Genomic DNA, 24400 nt, shown 5'->3' with positions numbered 1-24400 from the left:
GTCGATACCCAGGGCCCGCCGTGTCGGCGACGATGAGATGTTCCGTGTAAGCGGAGCGGTCGATAACTGGGAGCACTCGCCGCGATGAGCATCAGCACCAAGAATCTGGGAACTGACGCCGACGCGATCGGCCCGTTCGTCAGCGGCCTGGTCACCGCGGTGGCTTTCGGCGCCATGGTGTCGTCGGCCGGCTCGACCGACAGCGGTGTGCTGATGGTGGCGATCGGCATCGGCATCGCTTCGGCGGTGTTCGCGATCTCCAACTTCCTGCGCGGCCCGGCGATGTGGCTCTACGACGGCATGGCGATCTTGCTGGTCTTCCCCGCCGCGCTGGCATTCGCCACCGGGGTGTGCGGCAACGGAGTCGCGACACCGCTGCGGTGGGCCGCGTTGATCCTCGTGCTGGCGGTCGCTTCAGTCGCCGCGTTCGCCTCGTTCGTCACGCTGCACAAGCCGTTCCGGCGCGGTCTCGGCGTGGCGCTGCTCGGATCGGTGGAGACGCTCCTGACCGTCACGTCGTTTCTGACCTACGGCACCACCTCGGATCTGGTGGTGCTCGCCGTGCTGGTGCCGACCGCATTCGCGTTGGGGCTCCTGGTTGTCCGGTTACCGATCGTGGTGACCAGCCTGGCGGCCGTGGCGCTCGGCGCGCACGCGGTGTTCGTCTCCACGGTCGACGGCGGCACGTGCGGCGGCAACGCGGCCGGTCTGACGGTGATCCTGCTGTACTGCGGTGCCTACTTCGCCACCCGCGCTGTGACCGCGGCCTTCGGTGGGCGGGGCCGGCTGTGAGTGGACCCAAGGGCGGCGCCTACCACGTCGAGACCGCCGAACAACGCGAAGCCCGGATGCTGCGCGACGCCAAGGCCGCTTACGCGGGGGCCGAATCGCGTTGGCAGGACGTCGTTTCCCGCCGGGCGGTGCTGCTGCAGGTGGCCGGCAGCGCCCCGGCGTGCGAACGGCCCGCCCCACCGTCGGCGCACGCGGACTCGACGGCGTACACCGCCGCCGCGCAGGCCCTGCAGGCCGCGACCGAACAGGCGGCCACCGCGCTTTCGGCGGCCCGCGAGGAGGCCGCGCAGAGCGCACACGCCGCCCAGGTCGCCGGCCTCGTGGAAAGCGTTCAGGCACAAGCACAACCGACGACGACGCACCGCGCGTCACGATGGGAATCGACACGCCCCCAAACGCCTGAACCGGCGGCCGTCGACCGGGACCGCGTCAACGAGCGTCTCGGCCGTCGCATCCGTGACCTCGCGACCCTCGACCACGACCCGACCCGGGTGCAGGAACTCGTCGCCGACATCAAGCGCGCCGGGTCGGAGACGCGAATCGACCTGTTGCTCAACGAACTCGACCTGGTCATCACCGGGAGCCGCGCCGCCACCGCGCGCCGGGAGGCGGTCGCGGCGACCCGCGCCGAGTTGACCGCCATGCGGGCCCGCCTCGCGGAGGTACCCGCCGCCGACGCATTGCGTGACCGCATCTCCGCACTGATCGCCGCCGACGCGACCGCGGTGCCCGACGACCTCATCGCCGCCGTCGACGCCGCGGTCGCACAGGCCGACGCCGAGGCCGACCGCCAGCACGTCGTGCGCGTCATGCACCGGGCGCTGCAGGAGCTGGGTTACGTGGTGGGACCGCAGTTCTCGACCGACCTGTCGGGCGCAAACGCGGCGCTCGCGCGCAACGGCTCGTCGCACTACGGGGTCAAGGTGCGGCTGGAGCCGGGATCCAACCGGTTCACCGCGCAGGCGGTGCGCTCCGACGCCGTGATCACCACCGCCGACGAGGACGCCGCGGCCGAACGGGTGTTCTGCGACGCGCTGGACAAGATGGTGGAGCTGGCCAAGCGCGACGGCGTCGACCTCGACGTCGATCTGCGGCACGCCCCGGGCGCCTACGCCGTGCAGAAGGTCGCCGACGACAAACTCGTGAAACCCTCGGCCGCCAGGGCTGCCAAGCCCGCCGAGAAGAGGCGGACGCTGTGACCGCGCCGCAGCAGCGGCCGGCCTGGATCCGCGAGATCGACCTCGCCACCCGCATGCACCCGCAGCTCATCCTGACCGGGAACCTGCGCGACATGTATCTGCTCGACGACCCGGCCGGGCGGCGGTGGCCGATGTCGATGACCGACGCGCTGTGGTTCGTGCTGCGCGAGCAGGGTTTCGCGGCGATGCTGACCTACACGCATTCGGCCGGGCTCGCCGTCGTCGCCGACAAGACCGGTTCCTTCACCCCCGACGCCAGCCGGATCCTCGGCGCGGTCAACAACCTCGAACTCGGGGCCCGGCTGTCGTGGGACATGCTGCGGCAGGTGCTCGAGGCGCTCACCGCCGTGCAGCCCGGCGTCGACCCCGGCGCACCGATCGCGCTGATGTTCCCCGACGCCGGACGGTTGTTCGACGATCCGCTGACCGAGGAGCAGCGCACGTTTCTGGCGGCGGCCAACCAATTGGCTTACGACGCTGTGCGTTTCGGTGGCAGTTATCCGGTGATCGTCTGGCTGATCGACCAGCCCGGCGACCTGCCGGCCTGGTTCAGCTCCGGCAACCACGCGATCCGCACCACCGTGGTGCCCACACCGGATCTGGGTGCGCGGTTGCAGATGTGCGACCTGATGCTGCGCCGGGTGCCGGGCTTCCCGGCCGACGACGGCGACGCCCTGGTCGAGACGTTCGCCGAGTTGACCCACGGGCTGCACTGCCGCGCGATCCGCGACATCTGCGCGCTGGCCGCCGCCAGCGAGGTGCCCGCCACCGAGATCGCCGACGCCGTCCGCGCGTACCGCATCGGTGTGCCGGACAACCCGTGGGTGAAACCCGAACTGCGCGAACGTATCGCGGGTGCCGACGTCGAGCTCGCCGAACGGGTGCTCGGGCAGCCGCACGCGGTGATCCGCACCCTCGACATCCTCAAACGCGCGGCGATCGGCCTCGGTGGCGCACACATGCGCGGTCAGCCGAGCCGGCCGCGCGGGGTGCTGTTCTTCGCCGGTCCGACCGGTGTCGGCAAGACCGAGCTGGCCAAGGCGATCGCCGAGATCGTGTTCGGCGACGAGAAGGCCTACCTGCGTTTCGACATGAGCGAATTCGCCGCCGAGCAGAACGAGGCCAGGCTGATCGGCGCGCCGCCGGGTTACGTCGGGTTCGACGCCGGCGGTGAGCTCACCAACGGAGTGCGGGCGCGGCCGTTCCAGGTGATCCTGTTCGACGAGATCGAGAAGGCCCACCCGCGGATCCTCGACAAGTTCCTGCAGATCCTCGACGATGGCCGGCTCACCGATGGCCGCGGCGCCACCGTGCATTTCACCGAGTCGATCATCGTGTTCACCACCAACCTCGGCATCGTGATCCCCGGGCCCGACGGCCGGCCGGTCAACAACGTGACGATCGCCGACCCGCCCGATGCCATCGACACCAAGGTGCGCGACTACATCGAGATCCACTTCCGCGAGACCCTCGGCCGCCCCGAGCTGTACAACCGCCTGCGCGAAGGTGTCGTGGTGTTCAACTTCCTGCCGACCGAGGTGCTCGCCGACATCGCCGAGGGGTCGATCTCGCGGGCCCTGGACACCGCGTCCACCCGGTTCGGGGTGCCGATCACGATGTCCGACGAGGCGCGCACCACGATCCGGGCCGCGGCCACCGCCGACTCCAACAACGGCGGACGCGGCGTCGTGTCGGCGATCGAGACCATTTTGATCAACCCGCTGTCACGCGCGCTGTTCGCGATGCCCGACATCGTCCCCGTCGAGATCGCGCAGGCCACCAAGCTCGGGCAGAACTGGGAACTCGAACTGCGATGAGGATCAATATCTCCCGGCTGCACCACCCGGTCACCGCGCTCGGACCGGGCACCAGGGCGGGGCTGTGGGTGCAGGGCTGCTCGATCGGCTGCCCGGGCTGCGTGTCCCGCGACACCTGGGCACCGGGGGACGGCACCGCGCTCGACGTCGACGACGTGCTGGCGTGGCTCACCGGACTCGGCGACGTCGACGGGCTGACGATCTCCGGCGGCGAACCGACCGAACAGCCCGTCGCCCTACGAGCCCTGCTCGAAGGTGTCGACGCCCTGCGCCGCGACGGGGTCTTCACCGGCGACGTGCTGTGCTACACCGGCCGCGACGAAGCCGACTTCCACGCGGTCCTCCCCTGGGCGGGCGACCTGATCGACGCGGTGATCGTCGGGCCCTTCGCCGTCGCCGAACCCACCGACTTGCTGTGGCGCGGTTCGGCCAACCAGCGGCTGATCCCGCTGAGCGAGCGTGGGCGGCAGCGCTACGCGCCGTACCTCGATGCCCGCCCCGAACAACCACCCCTGCAGGTCACCGTCGAGGACGGGCAGGTGTGGATGATCGGCGTCCCGCGCCGCGGCGATCTGCGCCGCCTGGAAACCGCCCTGGCCGGCGCCGGCGTCGCGCTCGCGGAGGTGTCATGGCGACCCCGATGAGGTGCCGCGCCCACGGCCGGCTCTCCGGTGACGTGTGCGAGCAGCCCGGCTGCTTCGAACCCGTCGAGCCCGACGTGGACAGCGGTGACCCGCAGACTGATTCGTGCGCCGAACCCGGATGCGACATGCCGGTCCCGTGCCCTCTGCACTCGACCGGAGCCCGGCGCGACGCCGCCGAGGCCGCCGCCTACATCGCGACGAACCAGCCCGCATCGGGTGTGGAGCTGCGGTTCCCGTGGGGGCCGGTCACCGTCGACGCCGGTGAACTGACCATCGGGCGCGACTACGTCGAGCGCTGCGGCGCGGCGATCGAGGACTTCACCAACGTGTCCCGGCTGCACGCCAAGGTGACCCTGCGCGACGGGCAACTGTTCGTCGAGGACCAGGCGTCGACCAACGGGACGACGGTCAACGGCGAGAAGATCGACGAATACCGGCCTGCCGCACTGGCCGACGGCGACGTCGTGGGTTTCGGCGCCCACCTGCGCGCCGTCGTATCGATCGGGGGGACCGGTCAGTGAGCCGCATCGCCGCCACCGCATTCACCGACACCGGCCTGGTCCGCACCCGCAACGAGGACGCCCTGCTGCTCGGCGGCTGGACCTGCCAGGCCGCGGTGGGAACCGTTGTCAGCATGGAGTTCTCGGACGATGTGCCGTTCGTCGCGGCGGTCGCCGACGGGATGGGCGGACACGCCGGCGGAGATCTGGCCAGCCGGGTGGCGCTCGGCGTGATCGCCGACGTGTCGACCACGTGGCGCACACCCGAGGACGTGGTGGCCGGGCTGCACCAGGCCAACGAGCGGGTGTTCCAGGTCGGGCAGAACCCGGACCTGCGCGGAATGGGCACGACGATCGCGGGCATCTGCGTGCTCGACCGCGAGGTGGCGGTGTTCAACGTCGGCGACAGCCGCATCTACAGCGTGAACAGCGGCTTCCTGCAGCAGGTTTCGACCGACGACGCGATTATCGACGCCGAGGGTCGCCCGACGAGCACGATCACCCAGTCGCTCGGCCAGCGGCTGCCGGTCGAACCGCACGTGACGCTGTGCCCCCGCGACGGCACGAGCTATCTGCTGTGCTCGGATGGGGTGAGCGGCGTGATGACCGCGGCCGGTCTGCGCGCCGCGGTGATGAAGGCCGACTTCGCCGAGGTCGCCGAATCGATCGTCGACGCCACCCGCCAGGGCGGCGCCCACGACAACTTCTCGTTCGCGTTGATCTCTGTGGGGGCAGTGCATGACTGAACCACCTCCCTGGCGTCCGCCGACGTCGCGCGACCAGCGTCCGCCCACCGCGCGCGACCAACGCCCGCCCACCGCGCGCGATGCGCGCCCCGCCACCGTCCGCGACGCGCGGTACGCCGCCCCGCCGCGCAGCGCCCTGCGGCTGCCGGACTACCTGGAGGCCGACTTCGACCTCGTCGAGGACCTCGACTCCGGCGGCGAGGCCAACGTCGCGGTCATCCAGCGCCGCCGCGACGGGGCGCGCAAAGTCGTGAAGATCTACCACCGCGGCATCACGCTGTCGCAGGCGTTCGTCGACCGCCTCGCCGCGGCCGACCCCGCGCACGTCCTGCCCGTCACCCGGTCGACCTACCACGGTTGGGGCGCACCGCGATTCATCGAGGTGATGGACTACCTGCCCGAGGGCTCACTGGAGACGCTGCTGGCGAATTCGGGTGGGCGGGCCCCGCAACTCGCGCTCGACATCCTCGTCGAGATGACCGACGCGCTGCAGTACATCCACCAGCACATGGGCATCGTGCACCGCGACATCAAACCCGCCAACATCCTGATCCGGCGGCGCCAACCGCTCGACCTCGTGCTCGCCGACCTCGGGATCGCGGCCGAACTGGCCGCCACCCGGCAGTCGCGACGCGACACCAGCGGCGGGATCAAGGGCACCCTGGTGTACCAGTCGCCCGAAACCCTCAACACGCCGAACGCCGGCCGCAGCCGCGACTGGTGGGCAGTCGGCATGATGATGTGCGAGGTCCTGACCGGACAGCACCCGTTCAAGGACGGCAGGGGCCGGCCGCTGCGTGACGAGAACGCCATCCGGCACGCGATCACGATGGGCGACATCGACCTGTCGGCGGTCGCCGACCCGCGCTGGAACCTGTTGTGCCGCGGGCTGTTGGTGCACAATCCGGCCGACCGGTGGAGCGCCCCGCAGATCCACGCGTGGCTCGACGGCGACACCCCGCCCGTCGCGGCGGCACGGGCGACGCCGATCCGCGCGGGCGGGCCGATCGCCGCGTTCCGGTTCGACGGGCGCCGCTTCACCGATCCGGTCGCACTGGCCGCCCACATGGTGACGAACTGGGACGCGGCGGTGTCGCTGTTCACCTCCAAAGAGCAGTGCGACGCGCTGCGCGCCTGGATCCGCGAGGACGTCCGCGACACCCACATCGAGACCAACCTGCTGACCCCGATCGGCGGCCGGCGGTCCCAGATCGACGCGCGCATCCTGGAGTTCGCCGCGCACTACCGCGGCAGCGACGTGATCTACCGCGGTTCCCGGATCAACTCGCGCGACCTGGCCGTGCGCTACCTGCAGGCCGGTGACACGTGGCCGCGCGATCCGCTGCTGCACACGCTGGAACCCGACGTGATCGCGGCGCTCGTCGCGACCCAGTTCGACGAGAACGCCGGACCGGCCGGCCAGTCCGGGGAGTACTACGCGCTGGCCCGGTTGTCGCGGTACGCGAAGGACATCGACCAGCGCATCGACACCGCCGCGGCCGCGATCGTGCAGGCCGCGGCCACGCGGGTGGCCGGCGTCGACGTGGGTGTCGATGTGCGCGAGGCGATGGCGCGGCGCATCATCCGCGCTCAGGGCGTCGCGCGCGCGGCGCTGCTGTCACCGGCTGTGCTGGCCGATCTGCGCCGCGACCTCAACCAACTCGACCGCAGCGGCCCGCACTGGTTCGCCGCGCTGTGCACGCAGGCCAGACCGGGCGCACGCCAGACCCCGCCGGACAGCGCCGACGCCGATCCCGGCCAGATCGCCGCGACCGCGCTGGCCACCGGCGTCGTCGACCTCGCCCGGCACTACGACCAGGCCTGCGCCACCGCCGAAGCCGCCGAACACGAACGGCAGCTCGCCGCCGAAGCCGCCGCCGCCGAAGCCGCGCGGGCGCGTCAGCGGGAGATCAAGAACGGTTTGACGTTGCGCGCGCTCGGCGCGGCCGCCATCGCCGTCGCGGCGCTGATCGCGCACATCATGCTGACCCCGAAGGTGCCCAAGACCCGCGAGTGGCCGTTCAGCTGGGTCTACGAGATCCTCAACTTCCCGAGCGCGACGTTCCAGCAGGTCGCCCTGGTGTTGGCGATCGCCGCGCTGGTGCTGATGGTGGTCATCGTCAACTTCGCGGAGATGGATTCGCGGCTGGCGGACACCGCGACCAAGTCCGCGATCGGTTTCGGCGGGCTGTGTCTGGTGCCGCTGGCGCTCTCGGCGCTGTGCTTCGTGCTGCTGATCGCGCTGGGCATCGTCGCGGTGGCGGTGGTGGTCCTGATCGTCATCGGGATCGCGGCGGCGGCGAACTGACTGACGGGTCTAGAGGTCGTCGACGTTGACGATGCCGTCCTGGATGGCCCGGGCGATCAGCGACGCCTTGGTCGGGGCCGGCCGGCCGACGGCCGCGTACTTCGCGCGGACCCGCTGCAAGTGCGTGCGCACTGTCGAGGGTTCGACGAACAGCCGCCGCGCGACCCGGTCCTTGTTCTCGGTCTGACACCAGGCGACCAGAACCTCGCGCTCGCGGGTGCTCAGCCGTGGCCGGCCCAGCACCTCACCGTTGCGCAGGGCCTGCGCCATGCACGGCGCGACGTACGGCGTGTCGGTGGTGGCCGCGTAGATCGCGTCCGCGAGGTGCTGCCCGCTCTCGGATTTCAGCACGTAGGTGACCGCGCCGGCGTCAAGGCTGGTGAGGATGATCTCGTCACCGCTGAGGTAGGAGTACACGACGACGCGGAACCCGCGGGCGCACAGCTCCCGCAGCGCGTCGAACTCCGGGCCGGCGCCCTCGTATTTGAGGCCGAACAGCACGACGTCGATTGCCGGGGTGGCGGCGGGGTGGTGATCGATGAACTCCCGCGGATGCGAGTAGTGCCCGACCACCTTCATCCGGGGTCGGCTTCCCGTCGCCCACGCCTCGATGCCGGCGTGCACCACGTCGTGGCCGTCGATTACCGCGACCGAAACGTCGGCTTGCGTGTCCGTAGCCCCCGGCACGATCCGAACCCCCCACTCTCAGCTAATTCAGTGCTTTGTCGATTAGATCAACCAATCGTTGACTCCGCAATATTTACCTGGTGCCGGGCTGCATGAACGGCGTTGACGGATTGTCGCATGCGTCAAATCCTTCAGCTATTACACAACTGTTCAGCTACCGCGTGCGACCGGCCATGACCGCAGGTCAGGTGTGGCGCTCGCTAACGCGATAGCCTTCGGCCGCCGAAGACTACCACCCCGGCCGATACTGGCGTATCGGTACCGACGAAACTGTGTCGGTCAAACGGCGTATATGCCTGATCTTGGAAGACGAGCAAAATATTGATGCCCGTAAGCGCGGGCGCCTGCCCGCAGGAAGGACCCGCCATGGCGGACTGCCCCAAACGTCACCGCCCACTGCAGAAGCGCGCCACGTGCGGCAGCAACCGGAGATAGGCCTCGACATACCAATTCGCTTGCTGTTGCACACTATTGAGGTGATGTGAAATGGACGCCGCGGCTGCACTGATCTTCGTGCTGTTCGGCATTCTGGTCACGATGTGGATTCTGTCGCTGCTGGCGCGGCGACAGCTCACGATCGCGACCACGCTCGAGCCCGAGCGCGCGATGGAGGTCTGCGACAGTCGGTTCTCGCGCGTGGGCTGGCGCCGCGTGGACGGGGACGGCACGCTGAACTACTCGCCTCGCGGCTTCGAGTTCCGCGGCGCCAAGCCGCCGATCCTGTCGATCAACGTCTTCGAGCCCGAGGGCGATGACCTCACCACCATCGGAATGTGGTTGTCGGAGTGGCACACCCAGTTCGGGATGATCAGCCACGTCGAGAAGGTCTTCTGGAAGCGCTGGACGATACCGCGGGCGCTGCGCGCCGCCGAGCAGGCCGCCAACGGCGGGACCCTGCCGTCAGCACCGCCGGCCGCCGCGGCTGCACCGCTCGCCGGGCCGAATGCCCTGACCGTGCAGGCGTCGTCGGGCGCCGCCAAGCCGGCCTCGACCGACCCGCAGGTCCCGCTGGCCGATCCCGGTCTGGCCGAGGAGGATCCAAAACAGCTGGCGTACGGGATGTTCAACGCGTGCGGCCTGATCATCCTGTCGTGGGGGCCGCGGTCGCTCGATCAGCACGTGCAGGCATTCCTCACGGCTGCGCCGAGGTTCCGCGACACCGAGGTGGCCGACGGCGGAGGTGCGGGCCCTCTGCCGGACCTCGAAGGCATGTGGATGGGCTTCGAGGGCCCCACCGGTTCGTTGCTCGCGTTCTTCGTGATCGGCGGCGACGGACAGACCGTCATCGAGACGCTCCTCACCCCGGTCCAGCAGATGCCTGCGGAGTGGGCCTGGGCCATCGGCACGCGCGGCGACGTGCCCGCGGGTGTGGCCACGATCTTCGCCAACGCGCGGATGGTGCCGCTGTGGGAGCTGTCGTCGTTCTCCGGGCAGGCACCCGCATCCGCCGACGTGCCCCCGGAGCTGGCCGCCCGGCTGCGCGAGATGGGGTGGGACCATGTCGGCGACAACGCTTTTCGCCAGGACTTCACGGTGCCCGGCGGTGGTCTGCAGACCATGATCTTCGGTGCCCACAGCGCCGACACCCTGGCGTTGATGGCGCCGATCGGCACCAGCGAGGACGGCACCGTCCCGCCGCAGTACCGCGGACGGTCGTTCGGCCGGTATCCGCTGGAGATGATCGCCGGAATGGCGACGCTGTGCCTGCGGTTTCCCGTCGGGCCGCCGGCGCCCACCGCGCAGACCATCGCCGCCGAGGCGCGTGAACTCGCCGCGTACGCCTTCCGGCAGGCCGAGGAGGCGGCCACCTCTGGCCCGACAACCGCGTTCGAACACCCAGCCTTCGAACCTCCGACGACGGCGATCCCGACCGAGGCGCTCGCCGCGACCCCACCGCCGGTGTCGCCGTTCGCGGCCACGCAATCGGCGCCCGTCCCGCCGGTGTCCCGCCCGGTCGGCGGTGCCGCCCCGCCGACGAGTGCGCCGCCGTCCCGCCAGGCGTCGCGGAATCCGGTGATGATCGCCGGGGCCATCGTCGCCGTCGGCATCGTCGCGGCGGCCGCGATCTTCGCACTGACCCGGTCCGACGACACCCCGAGCTCCACCTCGGCCTCCGGGGGAGGTGGCTCGGCGGCCCCGCCGCCCGCGGTCGACGAGGTCACCCCCTGCGACGTCGCACCGCTGCTGCAGCCAGAGACCGTGCGGTTCACCAACCGCGGCCTGACGATCACCACCCACATCACCCCCGGCTGCGACAACGGCGACCTGCTGGTCAACCGCGGGTTCCGCGTCACCGCGGTCGACGACGCCGGAAACGAAGTCGCCTCAGGTGTTTTCGACCTCGGCAAGACACCCATCGCGGTCGGCGGCGGCGGCACCACCGTCGACTTCACCTATCCGGCGGGCACCTACTGGCGCACCGCCGACGCGATCAGCGGGAACCTGGAACTGACCGCGCACCGCGACGCGTACGACGCCAAACCCAGTTCGACGGCGAGCTCGGCGACCGAGGTGACCGCCGACAAGGCCGGTGCGCCCGAATACGGGAACCTCGAGGACGCGGTGCAGTCCGCGCTCGTCGACATCGCCGCCGCCGACCGGTCGGTCCTCGACGCGACGCTGCTCAACGTGTGGCAGCCGCAGCTCAGCTCGAAGCGGCCCGGGCTGTTCGCCGACGGCATCACCTGGACCAACCCCGAGATCCTGCGCGAGCACCTGGCCATGCGCCAGCAGTTCCCCAACGCGAGGCTGCTGTGGTCGGGCGACTGGCCGGTTTACAGTGACCGGACCTGGTGGGTCACGGTGTCGGGGGTACCGTTCAACTCCGGCGAACAGGCACTGGGCTGGTGCGCCGACCACAACTTCGACTGGGAGCACTGCTTCGCCAAGATGTTGAGCCACACCAGGGGCAGCGACGGCACCACGATGCTGCAGAAGCGATAGGCCGCGTGGCCCTGAGCAACGGCGCGGTGTTCGCCGGTCACACGATCGTGAACCGGCTCGGCTCCGGCCGCACCGGTACCGTATACCTCGCTGAGCGGCAACAGGATTCACGACAGGTCGCGCTGAAGATCCTCAACGCCGACGTCTGCGCCGACCCGCAGTTCCGCGCCCAGTTCGGCCGGGAGGTCGAGGCCGCGGCCGGACTCGACCACCCGAACATCACCCGGGTGCTCGGCCACGGAGAGGCCGAGGGTCGGCTGTGGGTGGCCACCGAGTACGTCGACGGTCCCGACGCGGCCCGCCTGATGCGCGACCGGTACCCCGACGGGATGCCGGTCGAGGGGGTGACGACGATCGTCGACGGCGTCGCCGCGGCGCTCGACCACGCACACGAACGCGGACTCGTGCACCGGCACGTCAAACCGTCGAACATCATGGTCGCCGACCCGTTCTCGGGTGCCTACCGAATCCTGTTGACCGACTTCGCCACCGGTCGCCCGCGGCAGAACTTCAGCCGTCGCACCGACCAGTACGCACTGGCCGCCACCGCGATCAACCTGCTCACCGGCAGCGCACCGGGCAGCTTTATCGAGTCCGGGTTCGCCGACCGGCGACCGGACCTGGCGCCGCTCGATCCGGTGATCGCCCGCGCGGTGTCCAGGAACGTCGCCGACCGGCACCGGTCGTGTCGTGAGTTCGCCGCGGAACTCAAGCGGGCGGGTGCAGCGGTCACACCACCGCCGCCGCGCGAGCCCGAACCACCCCGGCCCACGACGCGCCGCTGGGTGCCGGTCGCGCTGGCCGCGGTCGTCGTGGCGGTGCTGGCGGTGACCGGGTGGATCGTCGTCAAGCCGCGGCTGGAGTCCAACACCCCTGCGGCGCAACCGCCGTCGGCCGCGCCGCAACCCGCCCCGCCGCCACCGGCGCCGGTACCCGGCTGCGAGGACCCCGCCGTCGCGGCCACCGCGCTGCCGCTGCGCGACAAGCTCGCCCAGCTTCTGATGGTCGGCGTCACCGGCGCCGACGACGCCCGCGCCGTGGTCACCGACCACCGCGTCGGGGGCATCTTCATCGGCAGCTGGACCGACCGGTCGATGCTGCAGAACGGTGAACTGAAGGCGATCGCGGACTCCGCGGCCCCGCTGCCGCTGGCGGTCAGCGTCGACGAGGAAGGTGGTCGCGTGCAACGGTTGTCGAGCCTGATCGGCTCGCAGCCCGCCCCGCGGGAGCTGGCCGCCACCATGACCCCTGAGCAGGTGTACGCGATCGCGCTCGACCGCGGCCGCCAAATGCGCGACATGGGCATCACGATCGACTTCGCGCCCGTCGTCGACGTCACCGACGCCCCGGACAACACGGTCATCGGCGACCGCTCGTTCGGCTCGGACCCGCAGCAGGTCACGGCGTTCGCCGGCGCCTACGCCCAGGGGCTGCGCGAGGCGGGGCTGCTGCCGGTGCTCAAGCACTTCCCCGGACACGGGCACGGGTCGGGCGATTCGCACACGGGTTTCGTCAGCACCCCGGCGATCGACCAGTTGATGAACGACGATTTGATCCCGTACCGCACGCTGACCGACGACGTGCCGGTCGCGGTGATGCTCGGCCACCTCGAGGTGCCGGGCCTGACGGGTTCGGACCCGGCGAGCCTGTCGAAGCCCGCCTACGACCTGCTGCGCTCGGGCGGGTACGGCGGACCCGCGTTCACCGGGCCGGTGTTCACCGACGACCTGTCCAGCATGGCCGCGATCAACCAGCGCTACGGCGTCGCCGAGGCGGTGCTGCGGGCGCTGCAGGCCGGCGCGGACGTCGCGCTGTGGATCACCACCGACGAGGTGCCCGCGGTGCTCGACGCGCTCGAGCAGGCCGTCACCGCAGGTCAGCTGGGTACCGAGCGGGTCGACGCGGCGGTGAGCAACGTCGCGCGGATGAAGTCACCGCGGCCGGCCCACTGCGGAGGCTGACCCCCGCAAAATTTGTGCACGGACCATACCCATGCCGCCTTTAGGATTTTTGTGGCCTCTGTTCCGCTCGGGGGCCACTGTTCGTGTAGAGCGCATGTGCGCATGACCGTCGGGGGTTTTCCGATGCGAGTGTTCTTCGGCGGTCCGTGCCGATGAGCGAGGGCCACAACTTCGGCGGGCCCAACCCGATCGGTGGACCGGCCGGTCAGCCGCCACCGTCACCTCCTCCGCCTGCGCCGCTCCCACCGCCGCCCCCGCCGCCCCCGCAGGCTCCGCCGCCCCCGCCGCAGACACCGTGGCAGCAGCCGTATCCGGACTACCCGCAGGGACCCGAGCAGTTCGCCGGGCCGCCGCAGTACCAGTACGCGAACCAGTTCGGGCCCGGTCAGATCCAGCCGCGCCCGCCCAAGCGCCGCAAAGGTCTGCTGATCGGTGTCGGCGCCGCCGCCGCGGTCGTCGTCCTCGTCGTCGCGGGCGTGCTGATCTTCAACGCCGGCGGCGGAGGCGGGGGAGGGGCCGAGACCCCGGGCCAGGCCGTGCAGGGCTACCTCGACGCGTTGGCCCGCGGGGACGCCGAAGCGGCGTTGTCGTTCGTCGCGCAGGTCCCGCCGGACAAGACGTTCCTCACCGACGAGATCCTCAAGAAGCAGATCGAGAAATACCCGATCACCAACATCACGATCCTCGGCGAGAACCCCAGCGCCAAGGGCGCGACGGTCGCGGTGCGCGCCGACTTCGGCGGCAAGACCTCCGATCAGCAGATCACCCTGCCCGCCGCGACCGACGGCGACTGGAAACTGCAGCACGGCGTGACCTCGGTCGACGCCAACATCGCCAACATGACCAGCAAGAAACTCGTCGAGATGGTGACGATCTTCGGCAAGCCGATCCCGAAAACCGGTAAGGCATACCTGTTTCCCGGCTGGGTCGAGTTCGGCTCGTCCAATCCGAACATAGAGATCGCCGCCTACAAGGACGAACCGCCCACGCTGCAGGAAATCTGGCTCGGCCACTCGATGAACCGCCCCGAGTTCGGGATCTCCGAAGCCGGCCAGAAGGCCATCCGCGACCAACTGAAGAAGATGTCGGACGAATGCGCGCGCTCCACCCAACTGGAGCCGCCGGACTGCCCGAACGACTTCAAGATCAGCGGCGTCACCGAAGGCACCGCGAAGTGGACGGCGCCAACGTCTTTCGACGGAATCGAGGCTGACTTCCTCGACCCGCGCACCGCGACCGTGCGGCTGTACGGGTCCACCGAGTGGGGCATCACGGTGCAGACCGACCGCGGGCCCTACAGCACCACGACCACGGCGTACCTCATGGGCGAGGCCGACATGACGCAGGACCCGCCCAAGATCACGCTGGAAAGGTGACGCGACGCCGGTGAGCAACCAGACGCCGCCCTGGCCGCCGGGACCCGGCCCGCAGCCGCAATGGGGCCCTCAGCAGCCGTGGGGTCCGCCGCCCGGTTATCCCGGTGCGCCACAGGGGCATCCGCAGTTCGGTGCACCGCCGCCGAAGAACCGCAAGCCGCTGCTGATCACCATCGGCGCGTCGGCGGCGGTGCTGGTGGTGATCGCGGCGGTCGTCATCGCGCTGTTCGCCTCGGGCGGCGGCGGTGACGACAGCGCAGGCTCGGCCGCCGGCAGCGCGAAAACCAGCGGCGACGCCAGCGAGGTGGTCAGGTCGTATCTGGAGGCTCTCGCCGACGGTGACGCCGAAACGGCGCTGGGGATGAGCTCGACGAAACCCGGGTCCGACGACCTTCTGAACGACGAGGTCCTCCGGAAGCAGATCGACACAATGCCGATCACCGACATCGAGATCCTCGGCGAGACCGCCGGCGAGGACGCCGATCACGTCAGCGTCCGCGCCGCGGCACGGTTCGGCGATCGCCGCTCCGAAGGCGACATCCGGATGGTCCGCGACGACAACGGCTGGAAGCTCGAGAACGGCTTCGTCAACGTCGGGACGCTGGCCGAGAAGAACGAGTTGAGTCCCGACGCCACGCTGCTGATCTTCGGCAAGCCGCTCGACAGCGCGGGCCACTTCTACGCGTTCCCCGGCTATCTCGAGGCCAGCACGTCGACCCCGTTCCTCGCGGTCACGCCGCCCGGACCGCTGGGCCTCGACCAGCTCGGCGGGTTCGCGTTCATCACGTTCAAGTACTCGATGACCGAGGCGGGTCGCAAGGGCGCCGAAGACGCCGTGCGGACCTGGCTGACCAAGTGCTACAGCCCCGGCCAGAAACCCGGCTACTGCACCAGCGTCGTCGGCGGCGAGAAGTGGGCCGACTACGACACCTCCACGGTTCAGCTGACCGGCCCGCTGGACCTCAGCGGGCTCAAGTACACCTTCGACGGTGTGCTGCGCACCGTGATGGTGATGGGCGACATCAAGAACGTGCCGGTGACCGTACGACGCAAGGACGGCCCGACCGTCCCGCTGACCGCCGAGGTGTGGTTCACCCAGCAGGTCGACCTCGGCCAGGACCCGGCGACCGTTGTGGAGTCGCGATGACGAACTACGGCGGCCCCAACCCGATCGGCGGCCCGCAATGGCAACCGCCACAACAGCCACCGCAGCCGCAGCAGCCACCACCCCCGCAGCCGCAGCAGCCATGGCCCCCGCAGCCGCAGCAGCAGTGGCAACCGCAGCCGCCGCCGGGACCCGGGTACCCGCCCGGCCCGTCGTTCGGCCCGCCGATCACCCCGCGTCCGCCGGCACGTAACCGCCGTCGCCTGATCATCGCCGGCGCGGGCGCCCTGATCGCGGTGATCGTGCTCGTCGCGGGGTTCGTCGTCTTCGGCGGCAGCGGCGACAGTTCGGGCGGCAACCGGACTCCCGTCGAGGCCATGCGCAGTTACCTCGAGGCGCTGGCCGCCGGTGACGCCGAGAAGGCGCTGTCGTTCGCGGTCAACGAGCCGGCGGAGAAATCGCTGCTGACCGACGAGATCCTGCAAAAGCAGCTGGAGAAGATGCCGATCACCGACATCACCGTCACCGAGACGAGCGGCACCGGCGGCGTGCAGGTGATGGCCACCTTCGGCGACATCGCGATCGACGAGACGGTGTACCTCAAGGAGAGCGCCGACGGCGGCAGCTGGAAACTCGAGAACGCCGCGCTGCCATTGGATTTCCGCAAAGACGGCGGTGACGAGTCGCCCGCGCTGATCGATCAGATCACACTGTTCGGCGAGAAGATGCCCGCGTCGGGGCGGCCGTACGTGTTCCCGGGCTGGGTCGACATCGCCAATTCCAACCCCAACGTCACGACGCTGATCGCGCCGGAGGAGCCGGTGTTCCTGCTCGACCGGCTCGATTACGGAGAGAACGTCAACTACGGGTTCGAGACCAGCGAGGCCGGGCAGGAGGCGGTGAAGAAGGCGATCATGGCGCTGCTGGTCGAATGCGCGAAATCGACTGAGCTGTCCCCGCCGAACTGCCCGCAGAACGCCGCATCGGCCCGCGTGCAGGGCACCGCGCGCTGGACCGCGCCGACCGACCTCGACGACCTGGACTTCACCGGCACCATCGACAACAAGGGCATGCAGGGCGTGATGGGGTCGGTCGAGTTCATGGTGACTCTGGACGCCACCGACCCGATCTTCAGCCGCGACAACTCCCCGGCGCCCTTCTGGTTCGAGGGCAAAGCCGACATGGCCCAGATCCCGCCGACGTTCACCATCCGCAAGACCAACTGACCTCCGACGACAGGACGACATGACCACCAGCGCCCGCGTGCAACCCAACGCCACCGACATGGAGAACGCGCAGCGGGTGGTCGACGCCATCGCACGTTCGTTCTCGGCCAAGGTGGTCGGGCAGGACAACCTGCGCGAGAGCCTGCTGATCGGATTGCTCACCGGCGGGCACATCCTGCTCGAAGGCGTTCCCGGACTGGCCAAGACGACGGCCGCGCGCGTCGTCGCTGAATCGATCTCCGGTGGCTTCAACCGCATCCAGTGCACCCCGGACCTTCTGCCCAGCGACATCCTCGGCACCCAGATCTACGACTCGACGTCGAATTCGTTTGTCACGCAGTTGGGCCCGGTGCACACCAATATCGTGCTGCTCGACGAGATCAACCGCTCCAGCGCCAAGACCCAGAGCGCGATGCTCGAGGCGATGGAGGAACGCCAGACCACCATCGCCGGGCAGACCTACCCGATGCCCGAACCGTTTCTGGTGATCGCCACCCAGAACCCCGTCGACCAGGAGGGCACCTATCCGCTGTCGGAGGCCCAGACCGACCGGTTCATGCTCAAGGAGGTGCTGCGGTACCCGTCGCCGCAGGAGGAGGCCGAGGTCATCTTCCGCATCGACGCCGGCGTCTACGACCGCGACGCGCCGACCCGGCCGGTGATCAGCCTCGACGACATGCGCCAGCTGCAGCGGATCTGCTCCAACATTCACCTGGACCCGGTTCTGGTGCACTACATCTCGCAGCTGGTATACGCGACCCGTAACCCGGCCGAGGTGCTGGCCCCGCAACTGGCCCGGCTCGTCGAGTACGGTGCCAGCCCGCGCGCCACGATCGCGTTCGCCAAGGCCGCCCGCGGCGCGGCGCTGCTGGTCGGGCGTAACCACGTGCTGCCCGACGACATCCGCAACGTCGCGCACCGCGTGTTGCGGCACCGGCTGATCCTGCGGTTCGAGGCGATCAGCGCCGGGGTCAGCGCCGAGACGATCATCGACGCGGTGCTGCAGTCGGTGCGGGTGCCCTAACCGCGCATGGGCAGACACCTCAACCGGGCCATCGCGCACTTCGGCACCGACACCCGTGGCATGCTCGAGGGCGGCCACTACGCGCTGTTGCACACGCGCAGCATGGAATTCGACGACCTGCGGCCGTACGTTCCCGGCGACGAGATCCGCGACATCGACTGGCGGGCGTCGGTGCGGACCGGCGAGACGATGGTCAAGCAGTTCGTCACCGAGAAGCACCACAAGATCCTGCTGGTCTGCGACGCCGGCCGCGACATGAGCGCGCTGGCCCCCAGCGGCGAGGTCAAACGCGACGTCGCCACGCTGGTGATGGGCGCCGTCGGGCTGATCAGCATGCGCCGCACCGACCAGATCGGCATGGTCTACGGCGACTCGCTGGGGTGCGCGAACGTGCGACCGCGCCGCGGCGAGAACCACATCGAGGGCATGCTCGACGGCTACTACGCGCACAGCCTCGGCGACGTCGGCACCAGCGACATCGTCACGCAACTCGACTACGTCGCGCACAGCCACCGCCGGCGGCTGCTGATCGTCGTGGTCAGCGACGAACCCGACATCACCGACCGCCTCGACGACGTCGTCACCCGGCTGACCGCCCGCCACGAACTGGTGTGGGTGGCGGTCGCCGACATGCCCGCCGTCGGCGCCGACGCCGGCGAGCAGGACGCCTACGACGTGGCCACCGGACGGTTCGTGCCCGACGGTGTCACCCTGGGGCCCGCCGTGGCGGCCGCCTACCGCAGAGCCGAGGCGCGTCGCGCCGCCGAACTCGACGAGTTCTTCCTCACCCGCGGCGTGCCGTTCGTGCGGATCAACAGCAGCGCCGAGATCCGTTCGCGGATGGTCGAACTGACGGAGGCCTACAGCCATGCCGGGCGATGACCTGCTGCGCTTCATCGGCGGGCCGCTGCCGCTGCCGGTGTGGTGGACGGTGCTGGCCGTCGTTCTGGTGCTGATCGCCGTCGGTTGGTGTGTGGGTGTGCTGCTGTGGACGCTGCCACCCGAGCGGCTGCGCAGGATCCCGGTGCTGCGCACCCTGCACGCCAAGCTGATCCGGCGCCGGTTCACCCGCGCGATCGCCGACACCACCGCGCTGTACCAGACCCGGGCGATGTCGGGGCCGCAGGCCAGCGCCGCCTACGGCCGCACCCTGCGCAGTTTCCTGTTCGTGGCCACCGGGATCCGCGCGCAGTATCTGCATCTGACCGAGCTGCGCGACGGTGAGCTGGCCAAGGCGGTGCCCGTGCTGACCTGGCTGCACGACGCGCAGTTCAACGCCGAATCGCGGGCCGACGTCACCGCGCTGGGCCGCTCGGCAGAGGAGTTGATCCGCACGTGGAGCTGAGATGGTGGGTGCTGATCGCGGCCGGTCTGCTGTGCCTGGCGGTCGGTGTCGCGGCGGCCTGGCTGACGCCGGTCGAGCGGGTCGCGCGCCGGCTGCGGCCCCTGGCCCACGTCAACCGGCTCACCCGGCTTCCCGAATTCGCCCGGGTGCAACGTATTTACCTGATCACGATGGCCGCCACCGCGGGGCTGCTGCTGATCGTGTTCCTGTCGGCGATCGTCGCCGCCGCACGCCCGGTCCAGCTGGCCTCCGCGAACGACGGCTACGACGCCGCGCACCCGCGCGACGTGATGTTGTGCGTCGGTCAACCGATCACCGACCCCACCACCGCCGACTTCCTCAATTACTATGCCGAACAGGCGAAGTCGTTCACCAACGAGCAGGTCGGTGTGACGTCGACCAGCCTGCGGGTGATGCCGATGACCCGCGACAACGTGTTCATCGAGCAGCGGCTGCGGTACTTCGCCTCGATGGCGCAGATCCAGCAGCAGATCGACACCCGCCGCGACGTCCCGCTCGAAGAGCGCCTGGAACTGGCCGGGGGTGTCGAGGAATTCGGCCGCACCGTGAACTACGTCGACTACGCCACCAGCCTCGAGGATGTTCTGGCGTTGTGCCTGAGCGGTTTCCCCGATCTGGACAAGGCCAGTGACCACCGCCGCCAGCTGGTCTATCTCGGCTACAGCCGCCTGCGCAGCGCTGAGGACACCCGGCCCGCGCTCTTCAGCGCGGATCAGGTGCAGGGCATGGCGCAGCGCGGCGGCGTGCAGATCAACGCGATTTCGCGCGCCGACGTTGCCGAGACCAGCGAGGAGGGCAACGACGACCTGCGCGCCCTCGCCGAGGCGACCGGCGGGCGGTTCACGCTCTACAACCCGGCGGGCACCGCGGGCGGCACCAGCCAGGTGCTGAGCGCCAGTCTCGACGAGATCACCGACAACTCGCCCGCGGCGGCGTCGCTCGGGGTCAGCGAGGACACCCCGCGGTACTTCGACAGGCCGCAGTTCCCGCTCGCCGTCGCGGTGATCGCGGCGGCGCTGCTGTCGGTGGCCCTGGTGGTGTTGCGGCGATGACGTTCCTTCCGGTGCTTCCCGTGTACGTGCTGGCGGTGTTCGCCGCGGTGATCGTGATCGTGCGGGTGGTCACGCTGTACCGGCTGCTGGTGCGCACCCCGGCGGGCCGCTACCGGACGGTGGTGCTGCGCTGGTCGGGGCTGACGTTCGCGGTGCTGCTGCTGGTGCTGGCCGCGCTGCGGCCCGGATACCCGCTGGACGGTGACCGCACCGCGTCGGCGACGGCGTCCTACGTGTCCGACGTCAACCTGATCCTCGTCGTCGACCGCTCGGTCACCTCGCGGGTCGCCGACTACGGCGACAAGCAGGCCCGGATGGTCGGCATCCGCGACGACATCACCGCGCTGCTCGACGAGTACCGCGGCGCCCGGGTGGCCATGATCGGCTTCGCGACCAAGGCTGCCGTCGACTGGCCGTTGTCGGCCGACGAGTTCGGCTTCCGCGCCTACGCCAAGAACCTGTCGGCGTACTCGCTGACCGCGTTCGACGCCGTCGACTACATCAACCCGACGTCGCCCAACGACCCGCTGCGCCAACAACTCGAGCAGACCCGGAAGGGTTATCCGCGCGCGCAGAACGTGGTGTTCTACTTCGGCGACGGCACGCTGGGCTCGAAGGTGCAGTACGAACCGTTCGATGTGCCGACGGATCTGATCACCGGCGGCGCCGTGTTCGGCTACGGCACCGCGAACGGCGGGCCGATCCCGGGCAGCTTCGCCGCGGGACGCAAGGCCTACCTGCCCGTCGCCGGGACGTCGACGCTGATGAACTCCTCGGTGGACGAGCAGCGGTTGGAGAGCATCGCCGACAGCCTGAAACTGCCCTACTTCCACCGCGAGGCCGGTCAGGACATCACCCCGGTGCTGCCCGCGGTCAACGCCGGCAGCATGCCGGACGTCGTCGACGCGGGCCGCGGCGATCCGATGGTCGGGCGCACCGAGTGGTACTGGGTGTTCGCGCTGCTGGCGTCGGCGCTGGTACTCGTCGAGATGATCCTGACCGTGCGCGAGTACCGGCGGAACAGGTTGTCGCGCAGCGACTTCACCGCAGCGGACGGGGGTCGCTGATGCTGCGACGGGTTCCCGAGAACCTGCTCCGCGAGGCCGGTCGGCGCTGGCGGGCGTGGTACCACCCGCCCCGTCACCGGCTGCGGGTGCGACGCCGGGTGCTGCTGTTCTCGGCGCCGGTGCTGCTGGCGCTGTTGGTCGCGGCCGCCGCGATCGCCAACATGGTGACCGTCGGCAACTCGGCGGTGTCGGCGTTCGCCAACCACGACACCGCGACGCTGCGCAGCGACGTCGAGCGGCTGCGCAGCTTCGGCGTGATCGACTCGGGCACACTCGGATTGGCTGAAGGCGACGTGCTGGTGCTGGAGGGCAAGCTGGTCGACGCGCAGGCTCGGTTCGCCGACGCGCTGGAGGCGACGGACCCCGAGGCGTCGTGTCCGGTGCGGATCAACCTCGAACTGGTCCGCGAGACACTCGGCGATCTCGCGGCCAACAGCGGCCGCATCGCCGACGCCGACAAGCTGTACAACGACGCGCTGACCGTCGTCGGCGAGGCGCCCGGCGGCTGCTTCGCCGACAACGCCGACCCGGTCGACGAGCGGCGCGCGGTGCTCGCCGACACCGCTGCCCGGCTCGAGCGCAAGATCGCGCACATCAACACACCCCCCGCGCAGCGTCCGCCGCCGACGCTGGCCACCGTCATACCGGAGCCGCCGCCACCAACCGGGTCGTCCGGCGGGCCCCCGGGACCGCCTCCGCCCGGTCTGCCGCCGATCGGGCAGGCTGACCAGGTGCCGGGTGCGGTCATGGGTCCGGGGTCGGAGTTGCCGGGCGAGAACCTGCCGGTGCCGCCGCCTCCGCCGCCGCCTCCGCCGCCCGAGCCGGGCGGGGGACCGGGTCCCGGGCCGGGCGACTTCCCGGTGGCCGACCCGAACGCGCCGAACCCGGCCCGCATCCTGGGTCAGGTGGGCGCCGACGGCCTGCCGGTCGGCGACCCCAACACCGCCGGCCCGCCGCTGAGCCTCTCACCCGGCGACGGTGAGCCGCGCGACCGGCTGCAGGAGATGCTGGAGAACGCCAACTCCTACGGCGGGCAACGCGAGTAGCACCGTTTGACCCGGACGCCCAGCGGTAACCCGGCGACCATGATCGGTGAACTGCGAACCGTCGTCCTCGACGCCCGCGATCCGCGGGAACTCGGGCGGTTCTACGCCGCGGTGATCGGCGGAGACCTCGACGACGCCGACGACACCTGGGTGGTGCTCACCGACCCGCAGGGCCGGCGGATCGCTTTCCAGCACTCACCCGAGCACGAGCCGCCGCAGTTCCCCGACCCGAAGGGCTCGCAGCAGCTGCACTTCGACATCCTCGTCGAGGACCCCGAGGCGGCCGAGCGCGAGGTGCTGGCGCTGGGTGCGACGCGGGTGACCGGTGTGCCCGAAACCGATTTCCGCGTGTTCCGCGACCCCGCCGGTCACACGTTCTGTCTGGTCTTCAACACCACGGGTTGAGTGTCGTGTCCGGGTTGGTGGTCGTCGGCAGTGGCGCAGCGGGAGTCAGCGCCGCCGAGACGTTCCGCGCCCGGCACCCCGGCATCCCGGTGCGGATCCTGACCACCGACCCGGCGCTGCCGTACGCCAAGCCGCCGCTGAGCAAGGACTTCCTGTGCGACCGAGACACCCGCCTGGACCTGCACAGCGCGCAGTGGTTCGACCGCAACCGCATCGAGCTGATCCGCGGGGTGACCGTGCGGGGCGTCGACGTCGACCGTCAGGAGGTGGTGACCGCCGGCGGGCGGCGCTACCCGTACTGGCATCTGGTTGTCGCGTCGGGTTCGGCGGCGGTGCGCCCGCCGATCAGCGGGATCGAGTCCGCGCTGACGCTGCGGTCGTTCGCCGACGCGGTGGCGCTGAAGATGGCGGCGCGCTATTCCGACTGCGCGGTGGTGATCGGCGGCGGGCTGATCGGTTGTGAGGCGGCGTCGTGTCTGGCCGAGCGGGGTGTCGCGACGATGATCGTCGCCGCAGAACACGTGCCGCTGCAGCGTCGGTTCGGAGTCGAGGCGGGCGAGCGGGTGGCGAAGATCCTGTCCGACAACGGGGTTCGGTTCGCGGGGGAGACCACCGTGGCCGCGATCGAGGGCGATCGGGTGGTGCTGGGCAGCGGCGAGACCGTCGACGCGGACCTGGTGGTCAGCGCGACCGGGGTGCGGCCCGACATCCGCCTGGCCGAGACCGCGGGCCTGACCATCCGCGACGGGCGCATCGTCGTCGACGAGCACATGCGCACCTCGGCGCGCAACGTCTACGCGGCCGGCGATGTGGCGTTGGCACACAACGTGACAGCGGGCCGGCCGATCCCCGCCGAGCACTGGCGCGACGCCGCCCATCAGGGCAGGGTGGCCGGGATGACCGCGGCGGGCTTCCCGGCGGTGTGGGACATCGTGCCGTCGTTCTCGTCGGTGATCGGCAACGCAGTGCTGCGCTACCGCGGTTGGGGCGCCGGCTATGAGCGTGCCCGGTTCGTCGATCACCACACCGGGTTCACCGTGTGGTACGAATCCGGCGACGGCGACGTGGTGGGGGTGCTGACGCACAACGCCGACGACGACTACCGCCGCGCCGAGGGCATCCTCCGAAAGCGTTGA

21 protein-coding genes and 1 pseudogene are annotated in these 24400 nt (G+C 70.2%); 21 read left to right on the top strand and 1 reads right to left on the bottom strand.

Going from position 1 to position 24400, the window contains the following annotated elements; all coding sequences use genetic code 11:
* The first annotated feature begins 84 nt into the window (after positions 1-84).
* The 7 genes from BHQ18_RS30080 to BHQ18_RS08870 are packed head-to-tail and all read left to right on the top strand — an operon-like array spanning position 85 to position 8006.
* Positions 85-792, top strand: coding sequence for a hypothetical protein (locus BHQ18_RS30080; RefSeq protein ID WP_069413218.1), 708 nt, complete (start codon positions 85-87; stop codon positions 790-792).
* Entirely contained in the window at positions 789-1991 is a 1203-nt protein-coding gene (locus BHQ18_RS08895) for a hypothetical protein (RefSeq protein ID WP_069413217.1), read from the top strand. The genes BHQ18_RS30080 and BHQ18_RS08895 overlap by 4 nt, the downstream gene beginning before the upstream one ends.
* Positions 1988-3808, top strand: a complete 1821-nt coding sequence (locus tag BHQ18_RS08890) for an AAA family ATPase (RefSeq protein ID WP_069413216.1) — start codon at positions 1988-1990, stop codon at positions 3806-3808. Before BHQ18_RS08895 ends, BHQ18_RS08890 begins: the two co-directional genes overlap by 4 nt.
* Positions 3805-4452: a 4Fe-4S single cluster domain-containing protein gene (locus tag BHQ18_RS08885; RefSeq protein ID WP_069413215.1), complete on the top strand. Its 648-nt coding sequence runs from the start codon at positions 3805-3807 to the stop codon at positions 4450-4452. Before BHQ18_RS08890 ends, BHQ18_RS08885 begins: the two co-directional genes overlap by 4 nt.
* Complete coding sequence (locus BHQ18_RS08880) at positions 4437-4973, top strand: FHA domain-containing protein (protein ID WP_069413214.1); 537 nt, start codon at positions 4437-4439, stop codon at positions 4971-4973. The genes BHQ18_RS08885 and BHQ18_RS08880 overlap by 16 nt, the downstream gene beginning before the upstream one ends.
* Positions 4970-5698 carry a PP2C family protein-serine/threonine phosphatase gene (locus BHQ18_RS08875; protein ID WP_234794120.1) on the top strand — a complete coding sequence of 243 codons (729 nt, stop codon included), beginning with the start codon at positions 4970-4972 and terminating at the stop codon, positions 5696-5698. The genes BHQ18_RS08880 and BHQ18_RS08875 overlap by 4 nt, the downstream gene beginning before the upstream one ends.
* Positions 5691-8006: a serine/threonine-protein kinase gene (locus tag BHQ18_RS08870; protein WP_069413213.1), complete on the top strand. Its 2316-nt coding sequence runs from the start codon at positions 5691-5693 to the stop codon at positions 8004-8006. The genes BHQ18_RS08875 and BHQ18_RS08870 overlap by 8 nt, the downstream gene beginning before the upstream one ends.
* A gap of 9 nt (positions 8007-8015) precedes the next feature.
* Here the strand turns inward: BHQ18_RS08870 and BHQ18_RS08865 are convergent, their stop codons facing one another.
* Positions 8016-8693, bottom strand: coding sequence for a response regulator transcription factor (locus BHQ18_RS08865; RefSeq protein ID WP_069413212.1), 678 nt, complete (start codon positions 8691-8693; stop codon positions 8016-8018).
* A 486-nt stretch (positions 8694-9179) separates the two neighbouring features.
* Here BHQ18_RS08865 and BHQ18_RS08860 point away from each other — a divergent pair, with 486 nt between their 5' ends.
* The 14 genes and pseudogenes from BHQ18_RS08860 to BHQ18_RS08800 all read left to right on the top strand — a co-directional run bounded on the left by BHQ18_RS08860 (position 9180) and on the right by BHQ18_RS08800 (position 24400).
* Entirely contained in the window at positions 9180-11636 is a 2457-nt protein-coding gene (locus tag BHQ18_RS08860) for a hypothetical protein (RefSeq protein WP_069413211.1), read from the top strand.
* Positions 11540-12118, top strand: a pseudogene (locus tag BHQ18_RS30460) (serine/threonine-protein kinase); the annotation flags it as partial. The gene BHQ18_RS08860 and the pseudogene BHQ18_RS30460, both read left to right, overlap by 97 nt.
* Before the next feature lie 330 nt (positions 12119-12448).
* Positions 12449-13597: a glycoside hydrolase family 3 N-terminal domain-containing protein gene (locus tag BHQ18_RS08855; RefSeq protein WP_372516655.1), complete on the top strand. Its 1149-nt coding sequence runs from the start codon at positions 12449-12451 to the stop codon at positions 13595-13597.
* Positions 13598-13749: 152 nt separating this feature from the next.
* The gene (locus BHQ18_RS08850; protein WP_069413210.1) at positions 13750-14973 is read left to right on the top strand and encodes an Rv0361 family membrane protein; all 1224 of its coding nucleotides are present in this window, start codon (positions 13750-13752) and stop codon (positions 14971-14973) included.
* Between the two features lie 10 nt (positions 14974-14983).
* Positions 14984-16120 (top strand): DUF4878 domain-containing protein, encoded by a 1137-nt coding sequence (locus tag BHQ18_RS08845; RefSeq protein WP_084293958.1) that lies wholly within the window; start codon positions 14984-14986, stop codon positions 16118-16120.
* Complete coding sequence (locus BHQ18_RS08840) at positions 16117-17304, top strand: DUF4878 domain-containing protein (RefSeq protein WP_205866067.1); 1188 nt, start codon at positions 16117-16119, stop codon at positions 17302-17304. The genes BHQ18_RS08845 and BHQ18_RS08840 overlap by 4 nt, the downstream gene beginning before the upstream one ends.
* 19 nt (positions 17305-17323) lie before the next feature.
* The gene (locus BHQ18_RS08835; protein WP_069413209.1) at positions 17324-18328 is read left to right on the top strand and encodes an AAA family ATPase; all 1005 of its coding nucleotides are present in this window, start codon (positions 17324-17326) and stop codon (positions 18326-18328) included.
* Positions 18329-18334: 6 nt separating this feature from the next.
* Positions 18335-19210 carry a DUF58 domain-containing protein gene (locus tag BHQ18_RS08830; RefSeq protein WP_069413208.1) on the top strand — a complete coding sequence of 292 codons (876 nt, stop codon included), beginning with the start codon at positions 18335-18337 and terminating at the stop codon, positions 19208-19210.
* The gene (locus tag BHQ18_RS08825) at positions 19197-19673 is read left to right on the top strand and encodes a hypothetical protein (RefSeq protein ID WP_069413207.1); all 477 of its coding nucleotides are present in this window, start codon (positions 19197-19199) and stop codon (positions 19671-19673) included. Before BHQ18_RS08830 ends, BHQ18_RS08825 begins: the two co-directional genes overlap by 14 nt.
* Positions 19664-20746: a hypothetical protein gene (locus tag BHQ18_RS08820; RefSeq protein WP_069413206.1), complete on the top strand. Its 1083-nt coding sequence runs from the start codon at positions 19664-19666 to the stop codon at positions 20744-20746. The genes BHQ18_RS08825 and BHQ18_RS08820 overlap by 10 nt, the downstream gene beginning before the upstream one ends.
* Entirely contained in the window at positions 20743-21813 is a 1071-nt protein-coding gene (locus BHQ18_RS08815; RefSeq protein WP_069413205.1) for a vWA domain-containing protein, read from the top strand. The genes BHQ18_RS08820 and BHQ18_RS08815 overlap by 4 nt, the downstream gene beginning before the upstream one ends.
* Entirely contained in the window at positions 21813-22859 is a 1047-nt protein-coding gene (locus BHQ18_RS08810) for a hypothetical protein (RefSeq protein WP_069413204.1), read from the top strand. Before BHQ18_RS08815 ends, BHQ18_RS08810 begins: the two co-directional genes overlap by 1 nt.
* A gap of 39 nt (positions 22860-22898) precedes the next feature.
* Entirely contained in the window at positions 22899-23264 is a 366-nt protein-coding gene (locus BHQ18_RS08805) for a VOC family protein (protein ID WP_069413203.1), read from the top strand.
* Entirely contained in the window at positions 23261-24400 is a 1140-nt protein-coding gene (locus tag BHQ18_RS08800) for an NAD(P)/FAD-dependent oxidoreductase (protein WP_069413202.1), read from the top strand. The genes BHQ18_RS08805 and BHQ18_RS08800 overlap by 4 nt, the downstream gene beginning before the upstream one ends.

The sequence above is a fragment of the Mycolicibacterium flavescens genome (assembly GCF_001722335.1).
GTDB classification, from domain to species: Bacteria; Actinomycetota; Actinomycetes; order Mycobacteriales; family Mycobacteriaceae; genus Mycobacterium; species Mycobacterium flavescens.
Note: the sequence above shows the minus strand (reverse complement) of the source record. Positions and strands in the feature narration are given on the sequence as shown.

What these genes read in the sequence shown, in the direction of transcription:
- BHQ18_RS08825 (WP_069413207.1), top strand. Translation starts at nt 19,197, where the DNA reads ATGCCGGGCGATGACCTGCTGCGCTTCATCGGCGGGCCGCTGCCGCTG.
- BHQ18_RS08870 (WP_069413213.1), top strand. Translation starts at nt 5,691, where the DNA reads ATGACTGAACCACCTCCCTGGCGTCCGCCGACGTCGCGCGACCAGCGT.
- BHQ18_RS08805 (WP_069413203.1), top strand. Translation starts at nt 22,899, where the DNA reads ATGATCGGTGAACTGCGAACCGTCGTCCTCGACGCCCGCGATCCGCGG.
- BHQ18_RS08810 (WP_069413204.1), top strand. Translation starts at nt 21,813, where the DNA reads ATGCTGCGACGGGTTCCCGAGAACCTGCTCCGCGAGGCCGGTCGGCGC.
- BHQ18_RS08830 (WP_069413208.1), top strand. Translation starts at nt 18,335, where the DNA reads ATGGGCAGACACCTCAACCGGGCCATCGCGCACTTCGGCACCGACACC.
- BHQ18_RS08840 (WP_205866067.1), top strand. Translation starts at nt 16,117, where the DNA reads ATGACGAACTACGGCGGCCCCAACCCGATCGGCGGCCCGCAATGGCAA.
- BHQ18_RS08860 (WP_069413211.1), top strand. Translation starts at nt 9,180, where the DNA reads ATGGACGCCGCGGCTGCACTGATCTTCGTGCTGTTCGGCATTCTGGTC.
- BHQ18_RS08850 (WP_069413210.1), top strand. Translation starts at nt 13,750, where the DNA reads ATGAGCGAGGGCCACAACTTCGGCGGGCCCAACCCGATCGGTGGACCG.
- BHQ18_RS08885 (WP_069413215.1), top strand. Translation starts at nt 3,805, where the DNA reads ATGAGGATCAATATCTCCCGGCTGCACCACCCGGTCACCGCGCTCGGA.
- BHQ18_RS08880 (WP_069413214.1), top strand. Translation starts at nt 4,437, where the DNA reads ATGGCGACCCCGATGAGGTGCCGCGCCCACGGCCGGCTCTCCGGTGAC.
- BHQ18_RS08835 (WP_069413209.1), top strand. Translation starts at nt 17,324, where the DNA reads ATGACCACCAGCGCCCGCGTGCAACCCAACGCCACCGACATGGAGAAC.
- BHQ18_RS30080 (WP_069413218.1), top strand. Translation starts at nt 85, where the DNA reads ATGAGCATCAGCACCAAGAATCTGGGAACTGACGCCGACGCGATCGGC.
- BHQ18_RS08815 (WP_069413205.1), top strand. Translation starts at nt 20,743, where the DNA reads ATGACGTTCCTTCCGGTGCTTCCCGTGTACGTGCTGGCGGTGTTCGCC.